Below are 18357 nucleotides of genomic sequence, written 5' to 3'. Positions count from 1 at the left end.
GACTTAACACCAGCCACTGGGGCGTCAGGACCACACGATTTCGCCGTCCGCATCGCATGCGCTCGTCAGTCACGCGCTCCGCGTCCACCGCATCTCACGCCACGTTCGTGACGATCGCGAGCCGCCCCTCATTCGGGTGAGACGCGCGGGATTGAACAACTGATTTGCCCGACGATGGAAGCGAAATATTTTTCGCACGACGACTGGACAGGCTTTCGAGTGATTTGCCCGTCGGGTCGTCTTGTCGCTGGTTTGGTTCGCATCACTCTACGCATCCTGCGCAGTTTGAACTTCACACCGCTGGTGTGACGCAGAAGCGATTTCGATCCTGTTGTCGGCTTTCGCGGTGTTGCGGCACGGTCCACGCTCCGTGCAGTCGACGGTCGTGGCGGTGGACTAGGTCCGCCTTTACGGCATCTGCGGTTCCCTTGCGCGCCGAAGCGCCGAGTCGAGAATGCATTCTTTCACCTTGCCACGGTCGTTGTACGTCTGCCGGCATTCCTCCTTGATCCGGTTGATCTGGTTGTGATCGCGACGCAGATCGAAGGCCGCGTAGACAACCACGAGAAGAAAGACCGCGAATACCCCGACGCCGATCGCCCTCATGCGCGCCTCCTCCCAAGGTACGCCGCCGAAGCCTCAGCCTAGCGAAGCCCGGGCACGCAAGATAGAGGAAAAAGCAAGCCCGCCGTGTAGGCCGGCAACGGGCCGCGGGCAGTTGAAAGCGCGCGGGTGGATAGAGGGCATTCCTCGGGCGCAGTCTGGATGAACTTCCAAAGGCTTGATGGCAAAGCGCGAGATGCCGTAGCTGATATCGAGATGCCGCCGAGGTGCCGCCTCGGCGGGTATTTTGGTCTCACTTCCTGTGGCCCTTCATTTTCGTATCATTGGCCGTGGCGCCAGGGTTCGCCGAGCGAGGGCTACTCGATGCACCCTGACCGGTGGTGGCGGCCGGGGAGTTTCCGCCGCCTCCTGCACCGGCACTTGCACCTCCGCCCGCACCGGCACCTCCGCCGGCGCCGGCGCCACCGCCGGCACCTCCACCTGCGCCCTGTGCGGTTGCCGAAGCAATTGATCCCATGATGAATGCAGCTGCCAAGGCGATCTTTCCAACTCTCATGCAGTCTTCCTCCTGTCGACTTCTGGTGCAACGGACGGCGTCGGCGGTCGTTCCTACGGAGCATCACCTTCACCAAGCTGACACGCGATCAGCTGCCATCGGCTGCATGAACGTTACCGCGGCGTCAGTACAAATAGGAACGCTTCCAGGTGATGCGGCTTGATCAGTTACATCGAACACGCAAGCGAGGTTTTACGACATGGCAGCGGAAGCGAGAGAAACTGAGAACCTGATTGGAAGCGACAAGGTCGAAGGGACGGCGGTGTATGGCGCGGACCGCCAGAAGATCGGTAGCGTTGAACGCGTGATGATCGGCAAGGTCAGCGGTAAGGTGTCCTATGCAGTGCTTGGTTTCGGAGGCTTTCTGGGCATCGGCGACGATCTCTATCCGCTGCCGTGGCAGTCGTTGAGATACGATACCCAGCTCGAAGGATATCTGACCAACCTGACCGAGGATCAGCTCCGCGGCGCTCCAAAGTATCGCGAAGAGGGCGCGTGGAACTGGAATGACCCGAAGGTCAGTCGCTCCGTGAACGACTACTACGGCGTCCCGTTCGTCTGACGTTCCAAGCCGCGGTTCAATGATCGGCAGGCCGGGGCGAGACCATTTTCGTTTTTTGCTTCATTTGAAGCCCCGCAAGGGGCCGCTTCGCGACGCGGCCTCTTTCAATTCAGGCACTCCACGGCCGCACCGGCGCAGCAAGCGGTGGCAGGTATCTTCAATTGAAGAGCGACCTCCCAAGCTCGACCTGTCCCCGCATTGTCGCCAACGCCGGGGGGCATCTTGAGCGCTAAAAGGTCGTGGCGCAGATCATGATACGATTGGGTCGAGTCGCATCATGATCTCTCGTTCTGAGCATGATCTCCGCATAAACGTTGCGCGTTTGTCGCGAGGGAAGGCAGCAACACACTTTTCCGGATCATGCTTAGGCCAACAGAAGAGCAACGAGCGCCAGTGCCGCCAGCAATATGGCGGCGTACCCGGCTAGGGTGATCCAATCGTAGCGCGCGGTCATGCCGGAACGCTGATCCTGCCAATTCGAGCGACATTGATTCAGGTCAAGGCCGTCGCGGAAATTCGCCTGCTCCTCTGCTACCCGCGGGTTGCCGCGTTTCCTTGAGGCTGTAGCGAGATTGGCTCGCTTTTCGCACGCGTTTCCTTGGCACGATTCCGCCGGAAGCGATGCCGTGTCTGCATGCGCTGCTACCCCGCCATCACATTATTTGGGGGGCTCGACAGTCGTTTTTGTCGATCCATCTGGCGCGGGCTGCATCCCAGGCGGGCTTTGCCCCTGGGGGCTTTCGGGGGGTGCGCCACCTGTGCCGGTGTTGATCGGGCCGGTCCAACCTTGGGGCTGCAATTGACCCTTGTCTTCGGGAGCCGAGCGGCCAGTTGGCGCATTCATGTCCCCCGTTGTGGCAGGCTGTGCTGTGGCCAATCCGCAGGACAGCGCAAGACAGATCGACGCTAACCGGGCTTGCACCTTGAACCCTCCATTTGATAACGAAGCAGCGAAGATCGCGGGATTAAGCGCGATTGCATCTGATGCGGCCGCGCGGGCACGCACAGACTGTGGTGGAACGAAGCGTGTAGCCGCCTCGGTTGGCGGCCGGTCTACGCAAGTCTAGCAATCGTTTCCTGCGCCAGTTCTGGATTTTGCGCCTTGAGCTTGCTGAGCAGCTGTGGGCTGGTTCTGCATCTGCTTCTGTGTGTCCTGCGACGATGTAGCCACATCTCCGCTCGCGTTGTTCATTCTGCTGGTTGGCGGATGCTCGTCGCGCGGTGAAGCAGCTGTTCCAACGGTTTGATTGGTATGTCCTGGTGTTGGGCCGGAGCCAGCATCCTTGTTTGCCGTGTTGCAAGGACCGGCTTGTGCGCCGCCGGCGCCAAGAAGGACTGCAACGCAGCTCGCAAGCAGGATCTGTCGCGGTTTCATGGCGTCTCTCCCATGTGGGTTCGTGCTTCCCCTGATCACGTCTCGACAACGGCGCTGTGAAAGCGATGTTCCAGAATTTGCTGCCCGCCACGACTTGCGACGGTAGCCTTGGCTCGATGCGCATTACATTTGTAACGAAGAATGTCGCTCCAGATGTTACGAAATCGGTTTACACAGTTGCGTGTTTCAGATTGGTGGGATGAACAAACAATTCCGCATGGTGCCGTACGGCGCCGGAACGGCGGCCAGGATGAGGATGTTCCGCAAAACGCGTTACCAGTCGATCAAGACGAGACCCAGCATGTTGACGCGACTTGGGGTCGTTTGAGTCCGGCCGAAATGACAATCTTGTCGCGTCTGTTGACGCTTCTTGCAGTTGCATTGTTACCCACACTCGCGATCCAGGCGGCCAACGAGTCTAACCTGCGACGCAAGCGCCAAGTGGAAGTACAGGACCAGGCGCTCAGCCTGGCCAAGCTCGCCGCCGAAGAGCAACAGCAGACCATTCAGGGCATTCGGCAAGTCATGATGGCGCTATCGGAACTTCCGGCAGTTAAGTCGAGGGACGGCAAGTCGTGCAACGAAGCACTGGCAGGCATGAAGTCGCGTTTCCCGGCTTTCCTGACCTTCCTGATTACTGATGTGCATGGCCAACCCTTCTGCGACACAAACAGTGAGCGCAATCCGGTCAATGTATCCGAGCGGGCCTACTTCGCCGACGCGTTAAAGACCGGTGCATTTACTGTGGGCGAATTCTCGACCGGGCTCTCGATTCCCCGGAGGGTCATTCAATTTGCGTTGCCCTTCTATGGAGATGATGGTCGCATGAGCGGCGTCATCATCGCACCACTCGGCCTCGACTGGCTGGCGGACTCCGTCGCACGGATGGATGTTCCGGCAGGAGGCGCGCTGGCGATCATGGATCGTAACGGCACATACCTTGCTCGGTATCCCGATAACAGCAAGTTTGTCGGGGGCAAACTATCTGTCGCCAACGAGCAACCGGATGTTGGCCGTGCGCCTGCGTCAGATTTGATCGACGTCGATGGCGTCGAGAGGATTGTCGGCTTTTCCGCCTTCGGGCCCGAGTCCGGAGGATTGCGCGTGAGCTTTGGCCTCGACAAGACGGAGGCGTTTGCCGAGATCCAGCGTCGAACTCGGTTCGACATCCTGCTCATCAGCTTAAGCGCGATGATCGTGCTGGTTTTCACGCTGCTTGGGGCCCGGCAGTTCATCCATCGCCCCCTCGGACTATTGGTCGAGGCCGCGAACCAATGGAGGCTCGGCGACTATACGCGCCGCGTCAACATCCAGGACAGATCCGAAATCGCGCGGGTCGCCGACGCTTTCAATATCATGGCCGACGCGCTGGAACGTCGTGAACGAGAATTGTCCGACGCGAAGAAGAGAGCTGAGGACGCCGCGGCCCGGCTCACGATGGTCTTCGAAAGTACCGCCGACAGCGTGGTTATCGTCGATCGCGACTGGCGCATCAGCTTCTTCAACCAAAAGGCTTGGACGCAGATCGCCGACGGGCGAGAGCTCATTGGCATGGACCTGCAGGAGGCGCTTTTGGATGCCTCCGATACGGAGATTTTCAGTCGGCTTCGCGAGGCCATGTCGCACGATCGTGCGGTTTCGTTCGAGGTACGGTTCGCTCGGCGTGGTGTCTGGTATGCGATCAATGCGTTCCCTTCCGGCGAAGGTCCCGCTATTTTTTTTCGAGACATCACCGAGCACAAGCGTGCCGTGGAAGTGCGCCAGCTCATTGAGGAACAGCTTCATCAGAGTCAGAAGATGGAGTCTGTCGGCCAGCTCACGGGTGGCGTTGCCCATGACTTCAATAACCTGCTTGCCGTCATTTCGGGGAACCTCGAGCTCATTGAGGGCTCCGGCGGCAACGATAAAATCCGCCGGTTCCTTGCAATAGCGCGGCGCGCCACTGACCGCGGAGCGACTCTCACCGCGCAGCTGCTGGCATTCTCCCGCCGACAAAAACTCAATCCCAAGCTTGTCAATGCCAACAAGCTGATCTCTGAATTCCAGGGGCTTGTCCATCAGGCGGTCGGGGGAGGATGCGAGATCAGGCTGCGGACCGACGAGCGACTGTGGCTGTGTGAGGTTGATCCGTCTCTGCTGGAGACAGCTCTTCTCAACCTGGCGCTGAATGGTCGCGATGCGATGTCGGGCGTCGGCGTGCTTGAAATCGAGACGCGGAACGTCCTCCTCGACGAGGGAGCCGTGACCGGGTGCCCGCCTGGATCATATGTGAGACTGTCCGTCGTCGATTCCGGCCATGGGATGCCTCCCGAGGTGCGGGACCGGATTTTTGAGCCCTTCTTCACCACCAAGGAAGTCGGGAAGGGCACCGGCCTCGGTCTCAGCATGGTCTATGGCTTTGTCCGGCAATCCGGCGGGTATATTAGTGTCGAAAGCGCGCCCGGCGTGGGGACCACGATCGCTCTGTACTTGCCGAAAGCCATGCAAAAGTCTCATGCCGAACTGGAAGCTGACCAAAAGCAGTCCATGCCGCAGGGCTCGGAGCGCATCCTCTTGGTCGAGGACAATGAGGATATGTTGGAAGTCACATCAGAGATGCTGGCCGGCTTCGGCTATCGGGTTGTCTGCGCTCGGAATGGAGCTGAAGCCATCCGGGCTCTCGACAGCGGCCAGGATTTTGATCTTCTTTTCAGCGATATTATTATGCCGGGTCAACCCAATGGTATCGAACTCGCCCGCGAAGCGAAGCGACGGAACAGCGAGATCAAGATACTGCTTACTTCCGGCTACGCGGAAGATGTGCTTGATCGTCACCAGGCGATCGACGAGTTTTCAATTATTCATAAGCCGTTCCGTGCATCCGAGCTGGCTCGACGCGTGCACTCTGTGCTGCAAAACGGTGGTAGCTAAGCAGTGGCGGGTCGGATCGCGGCGGCGCGTGAGGGCGCTCTTGGCAACACAGGATTACGCTGCTGGCCTCCCCTCAATATAGGCGATTATGGCGTCGGCAAAGCCTTGCTGATGTTCTGCGACGGCGTCGCGCTGGACCAGAACGAATTGCTGGATCAATCGGAGGCCGCTCCTGCGAGCCGGGTCGGGTGTCGCATCCAGGTATTCGTTGATGGCTCTCTCGGCGATGGGGACGCCCTTCACGTCTCCCTCGGCAATCAAGCGGTGCAAAACCTGTAAGCAAGCATTGAGTTGGGGCATGACGTGAATCTCTGCCCCGAAGCGGTCGCTAGAACGGCCCGCGTTCTAGATGAAGAGGGCAACAGCCGCGATCGCTATAGGGCTAAGTCCAAGCACAATGATGGACGCACGGTAAAGTATGTCACTGCCCATGACAGCACTCCTGCGTTGGGGCTGAAATCTACGCCGGGAAAATTCGGCAGCGCCAGTGCAGTTTGTGCCAAACCTACCCAAGTGTGAGATCAAGCCGCGCAACGGCGGTCATTCGCTGATGTGAACAACGGAGTCGGCTTGTCGGGCCTCCGGAGACAATTGCCGTTCCTCGGTGCCGGGAGGCAGCGTCTTTGCCTTCCGCGCAGCCTCTCGCCTCAAAGATCATGCTCAGACAAAGGCGCGGGTCCGATGATGATTCATCCTCATCTCGTCGCTCTCGAGGGGAGTTCCGTCCGGGGGCTCACAGCGCTGCTTGGAATTAGAAGCCGTCGAGGATATCGAACCTACGACTTCAAGAATTCAAACGCCTTCCAATCCCTGATGGCGGAAACGCAGCGTTCGGTCATGGCCTGGACCAACGCGACTCCTCGTTGGTTGTTAGGATCGCCGAGGCCGCCGGCGATTATCGGGTAGCAGAGGCAGAACATCAGCGTGAAACGGTAGTCTTCGATGCAGTCGCCGAACGAATAGTTGGTCACGCCGAGTTCGACCAGCCGGTCGTGATATGTACGCAACAATTCGAGTTCGATCTCGCGACGCAGTGCTGGCGGCAGGCTCTGGCTGACGAAATAGCCAACGTCGAAGGTGCCGATGCATTGGATCGCGATCTGCCAGTCGACAACGGTGATTGGCGCGTGTTCCGGTCGCAGGCCGAAGAATAAATTGTCGAGCCGGTAGTCGCCGTGGCAGAAAGTCCGGGGCCGATCTCGGAAGCGGTCGAGCAGGTCGCCGATCTGACCGGACAATTGCTCGCCGATTTCCCTAAAGTCATCCGGAAGGCTGGCGCCAATTCGTTGCAGGAAAGACGGCCACGCGACCGGACAGAGCGCGAGCCCCCCTTTGCTGATATCGCTTTCGGCAACTGGCACCCAATCGATAGTGCGAAGTTTTGAATTATCCCACCATTTGGCATGGAACGAGGCAATCTGACGGATTGCAGCAAACGCATCCTGCGCCGAACAGCCTTGCAGTTGATCGCCGAGTCGCCGGTCACCGAGATCTTCCATGAGCAGGACGAAATCATCGGTTGATACATCGTGGGCGGCATGGAGGCAGCGCGGACTTGGTAGTGAAATCTCTTTGGCGATGCGACTATAGAAATTTATCTCGCGTTCATAAAACTTGAATTGGCGGGCGAGGCCGCGGGTTTGCTCGTTCCCTGATGGGAATTTCGCAACCACCGACTTCGGCCCAAGCGCACCGGCATGATAGGAAAATTTGATCCGCGCGAGCTGGCAGAGAACTCCGACGCCTTGTCCGATCACTTCGGTCTGCATCGACGCAACACTCGCCGCGTCAAGCCCAAGCGCGGTGCAGACAGTAGCGACGGTTAGATCAGAGGGACTTCGCGGATACATCTGCCATTTCTCTCCCAGCCAAAAATCATCCCTTGATGGATTTGCCGGACCATCTGCACCGATATCGACCAGCAAGACAAACGGCTATTGCGGCCACGCGGTCAACTTTTGGTGGCTTCCATGAGCACACGAGTAACGGATCGCAGTGCGCCGTCTTCGCAACGCGGACTTTGGTGCTTTCCAGCATGCTCCTGCAGATTCGGAGAGTTGTGCGCGTGGCCGATCGATCCGGAATTTGCTTCATCGCCATCCGGCCAGTCGTTCGCGCCAAACCGCTTTGATCGCGGCGCACCCGGCCGCGTCCGCCGCGCCGCGATCGGAATTCACCGCCACATGGCTGGTTCGTTTCTCGCCGGATATGAGCAGCACCCTTTGGGGTGAGGACAGCCGCCCGCGTAATGGAGATCGGGTGACCCGGATTGCCGCGCTGCTTCTCTGCAAGCAGGTCTTTCCCGGCTTGACGGGAATAGCCGGAGCTCCGCGTGGAGCTTGGTTTTTCTGCAGGCATTTACAAAACTGTCATGCTCCGCCGGGAAGACTCCTCGCACCAAAGGCAAATCTTTCGAAGGATGCGGCCGTGAGCGAATATGTTCTGCGCTTCTTCGGCGGCGGCTTGATCGTGCCCGCCTTCGCCACGATGAACGACGTGCTCAGGCGCAAACTTCGGATCGTTCGCTTTCGTCGGCCGCATTCGTCGTAGCGGGCTTCAGCGCAGAATCGCGCTCGTCGGTGTTGGCGGCGGCCGCGGCGCCGCCCGGACCGGCCAGCTTGAGGCGGCGGCAGAAAGCGCCGCAAACACATCAAGGATTGGAGGCCGCAGTCGAATTCGCCGGGGGAAGCTAACCAGGCTCCGCTCCGGCCACCTTGGGACTATCAGACGGATCGGGAGCTCCATCCTTTGTGGGCACCGTCTTCATGAGAGATCGAAGTCGAACGACGGCTTCGGCTGCTCGGTTACCGGCGTTGGCGACATTATCGAGCGCGCGGCGCACTTCCTCCAGATCCGGCGGTTCGGCGCGGAGCCAGTTTAACCCGGCCTGTGCATTGGCGACCGTTGCCGTGATCGCGTCGACGACCTGATGGGCCTGCGCATTGCAGGTCTGCGCGAATTCCGCCGAGTTCTGCAACGGCTCCTGGCCGTTCGCATCGCCCGGAGCTTGTTCAGATGCGAAGAAGTGTTGATCATGTCCTGCTGAAGAGGAGATGACCTCGTATCCTTCCGCCTTAAGCATTGGATCACCCTTTGAGCAGCTGCCCACGGATTGGGCATATGCTCATACCGGCAATTCAGCTTGTCAAGGGCGACTTGTGGTACTGCCAAAGGACGACATCGGAGGAACCCGCCGGTCTTGGAGACGAATTGGCAGAAAAATAACCGAACCTCCCAAAAAGGGGTGGGAAGTCATTGAAAACGCTGGATTGTGAGCAATCGCAATAATTATTGAGTATCTTGCGGGCGGCGATTCCCGTTAAGGGACCGTGTCGCCATATGAGCAATTTCTCGGCGATTTGGGGACATCGAATTGCATGTGCGGCATCGTCGGCATTCTTGGACGCGCTCCGGTTGCGGAGCAATTGGTCGATTCGCTCAAACGCCTGGAATATCGCGGCTATGATTCCGCCGGCGTTGCCACGCTCGAGGACGGCGGGCTCGCGCGGCGCCGTGCCGAGGGCAAGCTGAAAAATCTCGAGGCGCGGCTCGAAGCCGAGCCGCTCGGCGGCCATACCGGCATCGGCCACACCCGCTGGGCGACCCACGGCAAGCCGACGGAGAACAACGCCCATCCGCACGCGACCGAGCGGGTCGCCGTGGTCCACAACGGCATCATCGAGAATTTCCGCGAGCTGCGCGTGCAACTCGAGGCGAAGGGCACGGTGTTCGCGACCGAGACCGATACCGAGATCGTGCTTCATCTCGTCGACAATCTGCTCCAGGGCGGCGTCAAGCCGATCGAGGCGGTGAGGGCCGCGCTGTCACAACTGCGCGGCGCATTCGCGCTCGGCTTCATCTTTGCCGGCGAGAGCGACCTGATGATCGGCGCCCGCAACGGCCCGCCGCTCGCGGTCGGCTACGGCGAGGGCGAGATGTATCTGGGATCGGACGCGATCGCGCTCGGTCCGTTCACCGACACCATCAGCTATCTCGAGGATGGCGACTGGGTGGTTCTGACCCGCAAGGGCGCCACGATCTTCAACAAGGATAATGCGATCGTCCAGCGCGACGCAATCAAGCATACGACTGCGACTTCGCTCGTCGACAAGGCGAACTACCGCCACTTCATGGCGAAGGAGATTCACGAGCAGCCCGAAGTGGTGGGCCACACGCTCGCACGCTATGTCGACATGGCGACCGAGCGCGTCATGCTGCCGGTCAAGCTGCCCTTCGACTTCAAAGACATCCAGCGTGTCTCGGTCACGGCCTGCGGCACCGCAAGCTATGCGGGATTTGTCGCAAAATACTGGCTCGAGCGGCTGGCGCGGCTGCCTGTCGAGCTCGACGTCGCCTCCGAATTCCGCTATCGCGAGGCCCCCCTGCGCAAGGGCGATCTCGCGATCTTCATCTCGCAGTCCGGCGAGACCGCCGACACGCTGGCAGCGCTGCGCTACGCCAAGGCGCAAGGGGTGCACACGCTCTCGATCGTCAACGTGCCGACGTCGACGATCGCCCGCGAGAGCGAGACGGTGCTGCAGACGCTGGCCGGTCCCGAGATCGGCGTCGCCTCGACGAAAGCCTTCACCTGCCAGCTCATGGTGCTGTCATCGCTGGCGGTCGCCGCCGGCAAGGCGCGCGGCGAGCTCTCCGATCAAGACGAGACCAAGCTCGTGCACGGTCTTGTCGAAATCCCGCGGCTGATGGCGGCAGCGCTGACATCGGAGCTGCAGATCGAGAAGCTGGCGCGCGAGATCGCGAAGTCGCGCGACGTGCTCTATCTCGGCCGTGGCACCAGCTATCCTCTGGCGCTGGAAGGCGCGCTGAAGCTGAAAGAGATCTCCTACATCCACGCCGAGGGCTATGCCGCTGGCGAGCTCAAGCACGGCCCCATCGCGCTGATCGACGAGAACATGCCGGTGGTGGTGATCGCGCCCTACGACAAGGTGTTCGAGAAAACGGTGTCCAACATGCAGGAGGTCGCGGCGCGCGGCGGCAAGATCATCCTGATGACGGACGCCAAGGGGGCGGCGGAGGCGACCGTCTCTTCGCTGGTGACGATCGTGATGCCCGACATGGGGGCGACCTTTGCGCCGATGGTCTATGCCATTCCGGTCCAATTGCTGGCCTATCATACCGCCGTCGTGATGGGGACCGACGTGGACCAGCCGCGGAATCTCGCGAAATCGGTCACGGTCGAATAGTCGCAAGGGCCGACGCCACGCAGGGCCTTCAAAAACCCGTTAGAATGGCTTAGCTGGGGGTGGCGGCCTTTCGGCTGCTTCGACGCCCTGGAACCATAATGACTCCCAACCAAGTGCCTCCCGTCACGCCTGGTGAACTGCCTCCCGACGCCCCGCGCGGGCTGATGGCGCGCTTCCGTACCTATTTCCTGACCGGACTGGTCGTTGCCGGCCCCGTGGCGATCACGCTGTATCTCACCTGGTATTTCGTCAACTGGGTCGATAGCCTGGTCCGGCCGTTCGTGCCGTCAGCCTACCGGCCGGAGACCTATCTGCCATTCGGGCTGCCTGGGTCCGGGCTGATCGTCGCCGTCATCGCGCTGACGCTGCTCGGCTTCCTCACCGCGAACCTGATCGGCCGCACGCTGGTCGATCTCGGCGAAAAGCTGCTCGGCCGCATTCCGGCGGTGCGTGCGATCTACCGTGGCCTGAAGCAGGTGTTCGAGACGCTGTTCTCCGGCAATGGATCGAGCTTCCGCCGCGTCGGCCTCGTCGAGTTTCCCTCCCCGGGCATGTGGTCGATCGTGCTGATCTCGCAGTCGCCGAGCGCGGACGTGGCGGCAAGCCTGCCCGGGAAGGAAGAGCACATCTCGGTGTTCCTGCCATGTTCGCCGAACCCGACCACCGGCTTCTTCTTCTACGTGCCAAAGAGCAAGATCATCGAAGTCGAGATGAGTGCCGAAGATGCCGCGACGCTGATCATGTCGGCCGGGGTGGTACAGCCCGGCACCAACGATCAAAAGCGGACGGCGGCGCTAGCCGGCGTAGCCAACGCAGCGCGCATCGCCAACCAGGCCTCGCGGCAGCCGGCAGCAGCACCGGCGAAGGTCGAGTAGGCGGCGGCGTTCGCGCTCCGTCCCAGTCATTGCGAGTAGCAAGGCGACGAAACGATCCATTTCTCCCTGTATGCGGCGCGATGGATTGCTTGGCTTCGCTTGCAATGACACCGCAGTCACAATGACGCTGAGAGATATTAGCCTGCGCCGATCAGCGGTACTGCCTCGTCGCGTTCGTAGAGGTACAGCAGGCAGCGCAGCGCCTCGCCGCGCTCGCCCTTCTGCTTCGGATCATCCTTCATGATGCGCAGCGCCTCGTCACGGGCCTGCGTGATCAACTGGCTGTGCACGTCAGAGCGCGCAATGCGGTAACCGGGCAGGCCGCTTTGCCTGACGCCGAGCACGTCGCCTTCGCCGCGCAGCTTGAGATCCTCCTCGGCAATACGGAAGCCGTCGGTGGTTTCCCGGATCACCTTGAGGCGCGCCTTCGACATTTCGCCGAGCGGCTCCTTGTAGAGCAGAAGGCAGGTCGAGGCTTCCGAACCGCGCCCGATACGGCCGCGCAGCTGGTGCAATTGGGCGAGGCCAAAACGCTCGGCGTTCTCGATCACCATGATCGTCGCGGCCGGCACGTCGACGCCGACCTCGATCACGGTGGTCGCAACCAGCAGCCCGATCTCGTGCGCGGCGAATTGCGCCATGACACGATCCTTCTCGGCACCCTTCATCTGGCCATGGACGAGACCGACACGGTCGCCGAAGCGCTTCTGGAGCGATTCATAGCGCTCGGTCGCATTGGTGAGGTGCTCGGCGCCTTCGGCTTCGGATTCGTCAACCAGCGGGCATATCCAATAGACGAGCTTGCCTGAAGCAAGCGCGCGGCCGACGCCGTCGATCGCTTCCTCGATCCGGCTCATCGGCACCGCGCGGGTGTCGATCGGCTGGCGGCCGGCGGGTTTTTCGCGTAACTCCGAGACGTCCATGTCGCCGAAGTAGGTCAAGACCAGCGTGCGCGGGATCGGCGTAGCGCTTAGCACCAGCACGTCGACCGCGTCGCCCTTCGACGTCAGCGCGAGCCGTTCGCGGACACCGAAGCGATGCTGCTCGTCGACGACGGCGAGCGCCAGGGCTCTGTAGACGACATCGTCCTGGATCAGCGCGTGCGTGCCGACCAACAGGTCGATCTCGCCGGCTTCGAGCCGGGCCAACAGCTCGCGCCGTTCCCTGCCTTTCTCGCGACCGGTGAGGATCGCGACGCGTATTCCGGCACACTCGGCGAGCGGCGCGATGGTCTTGATGTGCTGGCGCGCGAGAATTTCCGTCGGTGCCATCAGCGCGGCCTGCTTGCCGACTTCGGCGACAGCCGCCGCCGCAAGCAGCGCGACGACCGTCTTGCCGGAGCCGACATCGCCCTGCACGAGCCGCAGCATCCGCACCGGCTGGCGCAGATCGTCGGTGATGGCGGCCACTGCCTCGCGTTGCGACTTCGTCAGCGCATAGGGCAGGGCGTCGATGATCTTCTTGCGCAGATGACCGTCGCCGGCATTGCGATCGCCGGCCGGACGGCGGAGCTGGGCTCGGATCAGCGCCAGCGCAAGCTGGCCCGCGAGCAACTCGTCGAAGGCGAGTCGCGACCAGAACGGGCCGTCGGGCAGAATGTCGGTGAGCTCAACCGGCACATGCACACGGGTCAGCGCTTCCCTGATCGACGGGAATTTGCATCGGCGCAGCACGTCCGGGCTGATCCATTCCGGCAAGTCCGGCAGCTTCTGCAGCGCCTGCGCAATGGCACGGCGGAGCGAGCCGAGGGCGAGTCCCTCGGTGAGCGGATAGACCGGATCGATGCCGGAGAGCTTTGCAAAGCCCGCTTCATCGACGACGCGGTCGGGATGCACGATCTGAGGCGTGCCTTCATACATCTGGAGCGTGCCGGAGACGTAGCGCCGGGCGCCGACCGGCAGCAGCTTTTCGACATAGCCCGGCTGGGCGCGAAAGAAGGTCAGCACCACGTCGCCGGTGTCGTCGCTCGCATAGACGAGATAGGGCACGCGGGAATTGCGCGGCGGGGGCGGCCGATGACGATCGACCGTGACTTCCAGCGTCACCATGGTTCCCGCCGACGCGTCCCTGATCTTCGGCCGCGCGCGGCGGTCGATCACGCTCGCGGGCAGGTGCAACAGCAAGTCGACGAGCCGCGGTGTTTCGCTGCGGTCGAGCAGATAGCGGAGCAGCTTGTCCTGCTTCGGACCGACACCGGGGAGCGTCGTGACCGGCGCAAACAGGGGATTGAGCAGAGCTGGACGCATTTAGGCCTTTCGGCGCGCAACACTCGTCGTCTCGCGCGGACTTGATCGGGGCATCCATCTTCAAAAGACGGCGATCGTCGGGTCAAGCCCGGCAATGGCGCGGCTGGTTGATAAATCAGGGCAGAACAAGGGCTGACATTCGCCGGCGCCGCCGCTATATCAACCCCCGCCCGGCACGTCCGGGCTTTTGGCGTTTGGATGGATTTGGGACATGACGGGATCGACACGATCGAGCGGCGGGCTCGATGACCGCCGCAAGCGGCTGTTGTTTCGCTGCTGGCACCGCGGCACACGGGAAATGGATCTGATTCTCGGCCGCTTTGCCGATGCCACGATCGCCGATCTGTCCGATCAGGAGCTCGGTCAGCTCGAGCAACTGATCGAGGTGCCCGATCCCGATCTGTATGCCGCGCTGACCGGTGACAAGGTGCTACCGGCCGAATGCGCCACGGCGTTGTTCGAGCGGATCAGGGCGTTCCGCGCGGTGGGTAGCGACGCATGAAGCAGCCTGCCAAATCTCCCGCCGCGATGTTGGCGCCTGGCCGTGCGCTGACCTTCGCGAATGTCACCGAAGGCGCCGAAGGGCTCGTCATCTCCGATCTCGCACGCGCGATCGCAGCGAAGCCGAAGCCGTCGGCGGTCAGCCTTGCCGTGGTGTGCCGCGACGGCGCGCGGATGCAACAGCTCGCCCGCGCGCTGGAATTCTTCGCGCCCGATATCGGCGTGATGCAGTTCCCGGCATGGGATTGCCAGCCCTATGACCGTGTCTCGCCGCATCAGGGCATCCTGGCGCAGCGCCTGACCACGCTCGCAAAGCTGTCGCGGCTTGCGGGAAGCGACAAGCCGCTGATCGTGCTGACCACCGTGAACGCGATCGTGCAGCGCGTGCCGGCCCGCGGGCTCGTCGCGGCGCAGGCGTTGTCGGTTGCGCCCGGCCATGTCGTGCCGATGGATTCGATCGTCGCCTGGCTCGAGCATAACGGCTACACGCGCTCCTCCACCGTGCGCGAGCCCGGCGAATATGCGGTGAGAGGCGGCATCCTCGACCTGTTTCCGGCGGGCCTCGAGCAGCCCGTGCGGTTCGACTTCTTCGGCGACAGCCTGGAATCGATCCGCACCTTCGATGCCGAGACGCAGCGGACGCTGCTCGACATGCGCGGGCTCGACCTGGTTCCGGTCTCGGAATTCCAGCTCACGACCGAGACCATCCGCCGCTTTCGCATGGGCTATGTCGCAGCCTTCGGCGCGCCGGAGCGCGACGACCAGCTTTATGAAGCGGTCTCCGAGGGCCGCCGGCATCCCGGCATGGAGCACTGGCTGCCGCTGTTTCAGGATCGGATGGACACGCTGTTCGACTATCTCGACGGCGCCGCGGTCGCGATCGAGCCGCAGGGCGAAGATGCGGCGCGCGAGCGCTTCAAGCAGATCAACGATTACCATGACGCCCGTCGCGAGGCGTTGGAGCATCCGGGCGGCGGCGCGATCTACAAACCCTTGCCGCCGGACAGACTCTATCTGACCGACGCCGAATGGACCAAGCTGCTCGGCGAGGCGCCGGTCGCGCGGCTGACGCCGTTCGCGGTGCCGGAAGGCGCAGGCGACGTGTTCGACGCCGGCGCGCGGCAAGGCCGCAATTTCGCACCCGAACGGTCCGACACCGCCGTCAACGTGTTCGAGGCCGTTGTCGCCCATGTCGGTGCACTGCAAGCGCAACGCAAGAAGGTTGTGATCGCGCTGTGGAGCGAAGGCTCGCGCGACCGCATGGGCGCGATGCTGCGTGACCACAAGCTCTTGAACCTCACCAGCGTCAACACCTGGCGGACCGTGCAGGCGACGCCGCGCAACGAGACCATGCTGGCCGTGCTCGGCATGGAGTCAGGGTTCGAGACCGACGCATTCGCTGTTATCAGCGAGCAGGACATCCTCGGCGACCGCCTGGTGCGGCCGCGCAGGGCGAGCCGGAAGCTCGACAACTTTATCTCGGAGGTGACGAGCCTGGCGACTGGCGATCTGGTCGTCCATGTCGAGCACGGCATCGGCCGCTTCGTCGGGCTGCAGACGCTGGAGGTCTCCGGGGCGCCGCATGACTGCCTCGAGCTGCACTATGCCGCCGACACCAAGCTGTTCCTGCCGGTCGAAAACATCGAGCTCTTGTCACGATACGGTTCCGACGGCGCCAATGTCGAGCTCGACCGGCTCGGCGGCAGTGGCTGGCAGGCGCGCAAGGCAAAACTCAAGAACCGCATTCGCGAGATCGCGGGCGAATTGATCAAGATCGCCGCCGAGCGGCATTTGCACGAGGCGCCGAAATTCCCGCTGCAGCCGCATGTTTATGACGAGTTCTGCGCGCGCTTCCCGTATGAGGAAACCGAGGACCAGTTGGGTGCCATCAACGCGACATTGAAAGACCTCGAAAGCGGCCGGCCGATGGACCGGCTGATCTGCGGCGACGTCGGCTTCGGCAAGACCGAGGTGGCGCTGCGCGCGGCGTTTGCCGCAGCGCTTGAAGGCAAGCAGGTCGCGGTCGTGGTCCCGACCACGCTGCTTGCGCGCCAGCACAGCAAGACTTTCGCCGAACGCTTCCGAGGATTTCCGGTCAATGTCGCGCAGGCCTCGCGCCTGATTGCGACTAAGGAGCTGAACCAGGTCAAGAAGGGGCTCGCCGACGGTAATGTCGACATCGTGGTCGGCACGCATGCGCTGCTCGGCAAGACCATCAAGTTCAAGGACCTCGGCCTTCTGATCGTCGACGAGGAGCAGCATTTCGGCGTCAGCCACAAGGAGCGGCTCAAGCAGCTTCGCGCCCAGGTGCACGTGCTGACGCTGTCGGCGACCCCGATCCCGCGCACGCTGCAGCTCGCGCTCACCGGCGTGCGCGAGCTCTCGATCATCGCTTCGCCCCCGGTCGATCGCCTCGCGGTCCGCACCTTCGTGGCACCCCACGATCCCTTGATGATCCGCGAGGCGCTGCTGCGCGAACGCTATCGCGGCGGCCAGGCGTTCTACGTGGTGCCGCGGATCGAGGACCTTGCGAGCGTGAAGGACTTCCTCGACAAGAACGTGCCGGAAATGAAGGTCGCGGTCGCGCACGGCCAGATGCCGCCGACCGTGATCGAGGACATCATGTCCGCCTTCTACGACGGCAAGTACGACATCCTGCTCTCGACTACGATCGTCGAAAGCGGCCTCGACATTCCGAACGCCAACACGCTGATCGTGCACCGTGCCGACATGTTCGGTCTTGCCCAGCTCTACCAGCTTCGCGGCCGCGTCGGACGCTCGAAGTTGCGCGCCTATGCGCTGTTCACGCTGCCGTCGCAGCACAAGATCACGGCGCAGGCCGAGCGGCGGCTGAAAGTGCTGCAGTCGCTGGAAACGCTCGGCGCGGGCTTCCAACTCGCCTCGCACGACCTCGACATCCGCGGCGCCGGCAATCTCCTGGGCGAGGAGCAGTCCGGCCACATCAAGGAGGTCGGCTTCGAGCTGTATCAGTCGATGCTGGAGGAGGCGATCGTCAACCTCAAGGCTGGCGTCGCCGAGCCCGCGGCCGACCGCTGGTCGCCGCAGATCACTATCGGCATGCCGGTGCTGATACCCGAAGATTACGTCAACGACCTCAGCGTGCGGCTGTCGCTGTATCGGCGCCTTGCCGATCTCGACACGGACGAGGAGATCGACAATTTCGCCGCCGAGATGCGCGACCGCTTCGGCGTGCTGCCGGACGAGGTGCGCTATCTGTTCAAGGTCGCCGCGATCAAGGCCTATTGCCGCAGGGCCAATGTCGAGAAGGTCGACGCCGGGCCGAAGGGCGCGGTCATCAGCTTCCGCGACAACAGCTTTGCGCAGCCTGAGCGCCTCGTCGGCTTCATCCGCCAGCATGGTCAGGCCGCGAAGGTGCGCCCGGACATGAAGGTCGTGTTCTTGCAGGATTGGGAGACGCCGGAAGAGCGGCTGGCCGGCGCTACCGAGATATTGCGCCAGCTCGCCAATCTTGCCGAGAGCAAGAAGGCGGCCTAAGCGCGATGAGATTGCGCTGAATCGTCATCGCGCCTCAGGTGCTTGTTT

General features: G+C 62.2%; 13 protein-coding genes. 7 read left to right on the top strand and 6 right to left on the bottom strand.

Features of this window, described 5'->3' with window-relative positions:
* Positions 1-408: 408 nt before the first annotated feature.
* Positions 409-606, bottom strand: coding sequence for a hypothetical protein (locus JQ553_RS09280; RefSeq protein ID WP_212499570.1), 198 nt, complete (start codon positions 604-606; stop codon positions 409-411).
* A gap of 713 nt (positions 607-1319) precedes the next feature.
* On the opposite strand from JQ553_RS09280, the gene JQ553_RS09275 reads away from it, so the two are divergent.
* A complete protein-coding gene (locus JQ553_RS09275; RefSeq protein ID WP_212499569.1) occupies positions 1320-1682 on the top strand; it encodes a PRC-barrel domain-containing protein in 363 nt (120 codons plus the stop codon).
* A gap of 1063 nt (positions 1683-2745) precedes the next feature.
* Here the strand turns inward: JQ553_RS09275 and JQ553_RS09270 are convergent.
* Positions 2746-3057: a hypothetical protein gene (locus JQ553_RS09270; RefSeq protein WP_212499568.1), complete on the bottom strand. Its 312-nt coding sequence runs from the start codon at positions 3055-3057 to the stop codon at positions 2746-2748.
* Positions 3058-3198: 141 nt separating this feature from the next.
* On the opposite strand from JQ553_RS09270, the gene JQ553_RS09265 reads away from it, so the two are divergent.
* Positions 3199-5967 (top strand): ATP-binding protein, encoded by a 2769-nt coding sequence (locus JQ553_RS09265; protein WP_249144053.1) that lies wholly within the window; start codon positions 3199-3201, stop codon positions 5965-5967.
* A gap of 54 nt (positions 5968-6021) precedes the next feature.
* Here the strand turns inward: JQ553_RS09265 and JQ553_RS09260 are convergent, their stop codons facing one another.
* Together JQ553_RS09260 and JQ553_RS09255 are read right to left on the bottom strand one after the other, a co-directional pair.
* The gene (locus tag JQ553_RS09260) at positions 6022-6267 is read right to left on the bottom strand and encodes a hypothetical protein (protein WP_212499567.1); all 246 of its coding nucleotides are present in this window, start codon (positions 6265-6267) and stop codon (positions 6022-6024) included.
* Between the two features lie 476 nt (positions 6268-6743).
* Positions 6744-7892, bottom strand: coding sequence for a phosphotransferase (locus JQ553_RS09255; RefSeq protein ID WP_212499566.1), 1149 nt, complete (start codon positions 7890-7892; stop codon positions 6744-6746).
* A gap of 160 nt (positions 7893-8052) precedes the next feature.
* Between JQ553_RS09255 and JQ553_RS09250 the strand changes: the two genes are divergently transcribed.
* A complete protein-coding gene (locus tag JQ553_RS09250) occupies positions 8053-8517 on the top strand; it encodes a hypothetical protein (RefSeq protein ID WP_212499565.1) in 465 nt (154 codons plus the stop codon).
* 139 nt (positions 8518-8656) lie between these two features.
* On the opposite strand, the gene JQ553_RS09245 is transcribed toward JQ553_RS09250, so the two are convergent.
* Positions 8657-9049 (bottom strand): hypothetical protein, encoded by a 393-nt coding sequence (locus tag JQ553_RS09245; protein ID WP_212499564.1) that lies wholly within the window; start codon positions 9047-9049, stop codon positions 8657-8659.
* Between the two features lie 295 nt (positions 9050-9344).
* On the opposite strand from JQ553_RS09245, the gene glmS reads away from it, so the two are divergent.
* Positions 9345-11171: a glutamine--fructose-6-phosphate transaminase (isomerizing) gene (gene glmS / locus JQ553_RS09240; protein ID WP_212499563.1), complete on the top strand. Its 1827-nt coding sequence runs from the start codon at positions 9345-9347 to the stop codon at positions 11169-11171.
* A gap of 98 nt (positions 11172-11269) precedes the next feature.
* Positions 11270-12046: a DUF502 domain-containing protein gene (locus JQ553_RS09235; RefSeq protein ID WP_212499562.1), complete on the top strand. Its 777-nt coding sequence runs from the start codon at positions 11270-11272 to the stop codon at positions 12044-12046.
* Between the two features lie 137 nt (positions 12047-12183).
* Here the strand turns inward: JQ553_RS09235 and recG are convergent, their stop codons facing one another.
* Positions 12184-14292, bottom strand: coding sequence for an ATP-dependent DNA helicase RecG (gene recG, locus JQ553_RS09230; RefSeq protein ID WP_212499561.1), 2109 nt, complete (start codon positions 14290-14292; stop codon positions 12184-12186).
* A 211-nt stretch (positions 14293-14503) separates the two neighbouring features.
* On the opposite strand from recG, the gene JQ553_RS09225 reads away from it, so the two are divergent.
* Both JQ553_RS09225 and mfd read left to right on the top strand, forming a co-directional pair.
* Positions 14504-14794, top strand: a complete 291-nt coding sequence (locus tag JQ553_RS09225) for a succinate dehydrogenase assembly factor 2 (RefSeq protein WP_212499560.1) — start codon at positions 14504-14506, stop codon at positions 14792-14794.
* A complete protein-coding gene (mfd, locus tag JQ553_RS09220; protein WP_212499559.1) occupies positions 14791-18309 on the top strand; it encodes a transcription-repair coupling factor in 3519 nt (1172 codons plus the stop codon). The genes JQ553_RS09225 and mfd overlap by 4 nt, the downstream gene beginning before the upstream one ends.
* Positions 18310-18357: the final 48 nt, after the last annotated feature.

Origin of the sequence: Bradyrhizobium lablabi (assembly GCF_018131005.1) — a bacterium.
In the GTDB taxonomy this organism is placed as follows: domain Bacteria; phylum Pseudomonadota; class Alphaproteobacteria; order Rhizobiales; family Xanthobacteraceae; genus Bradyrhizobium; species Bradyrhizobium lablabi_D.
The sequence above is the reverse complement of the archived record's forward strand: the minus strand, read 5'-3'. Positions and strand labels throughout refer to the sequence as shown.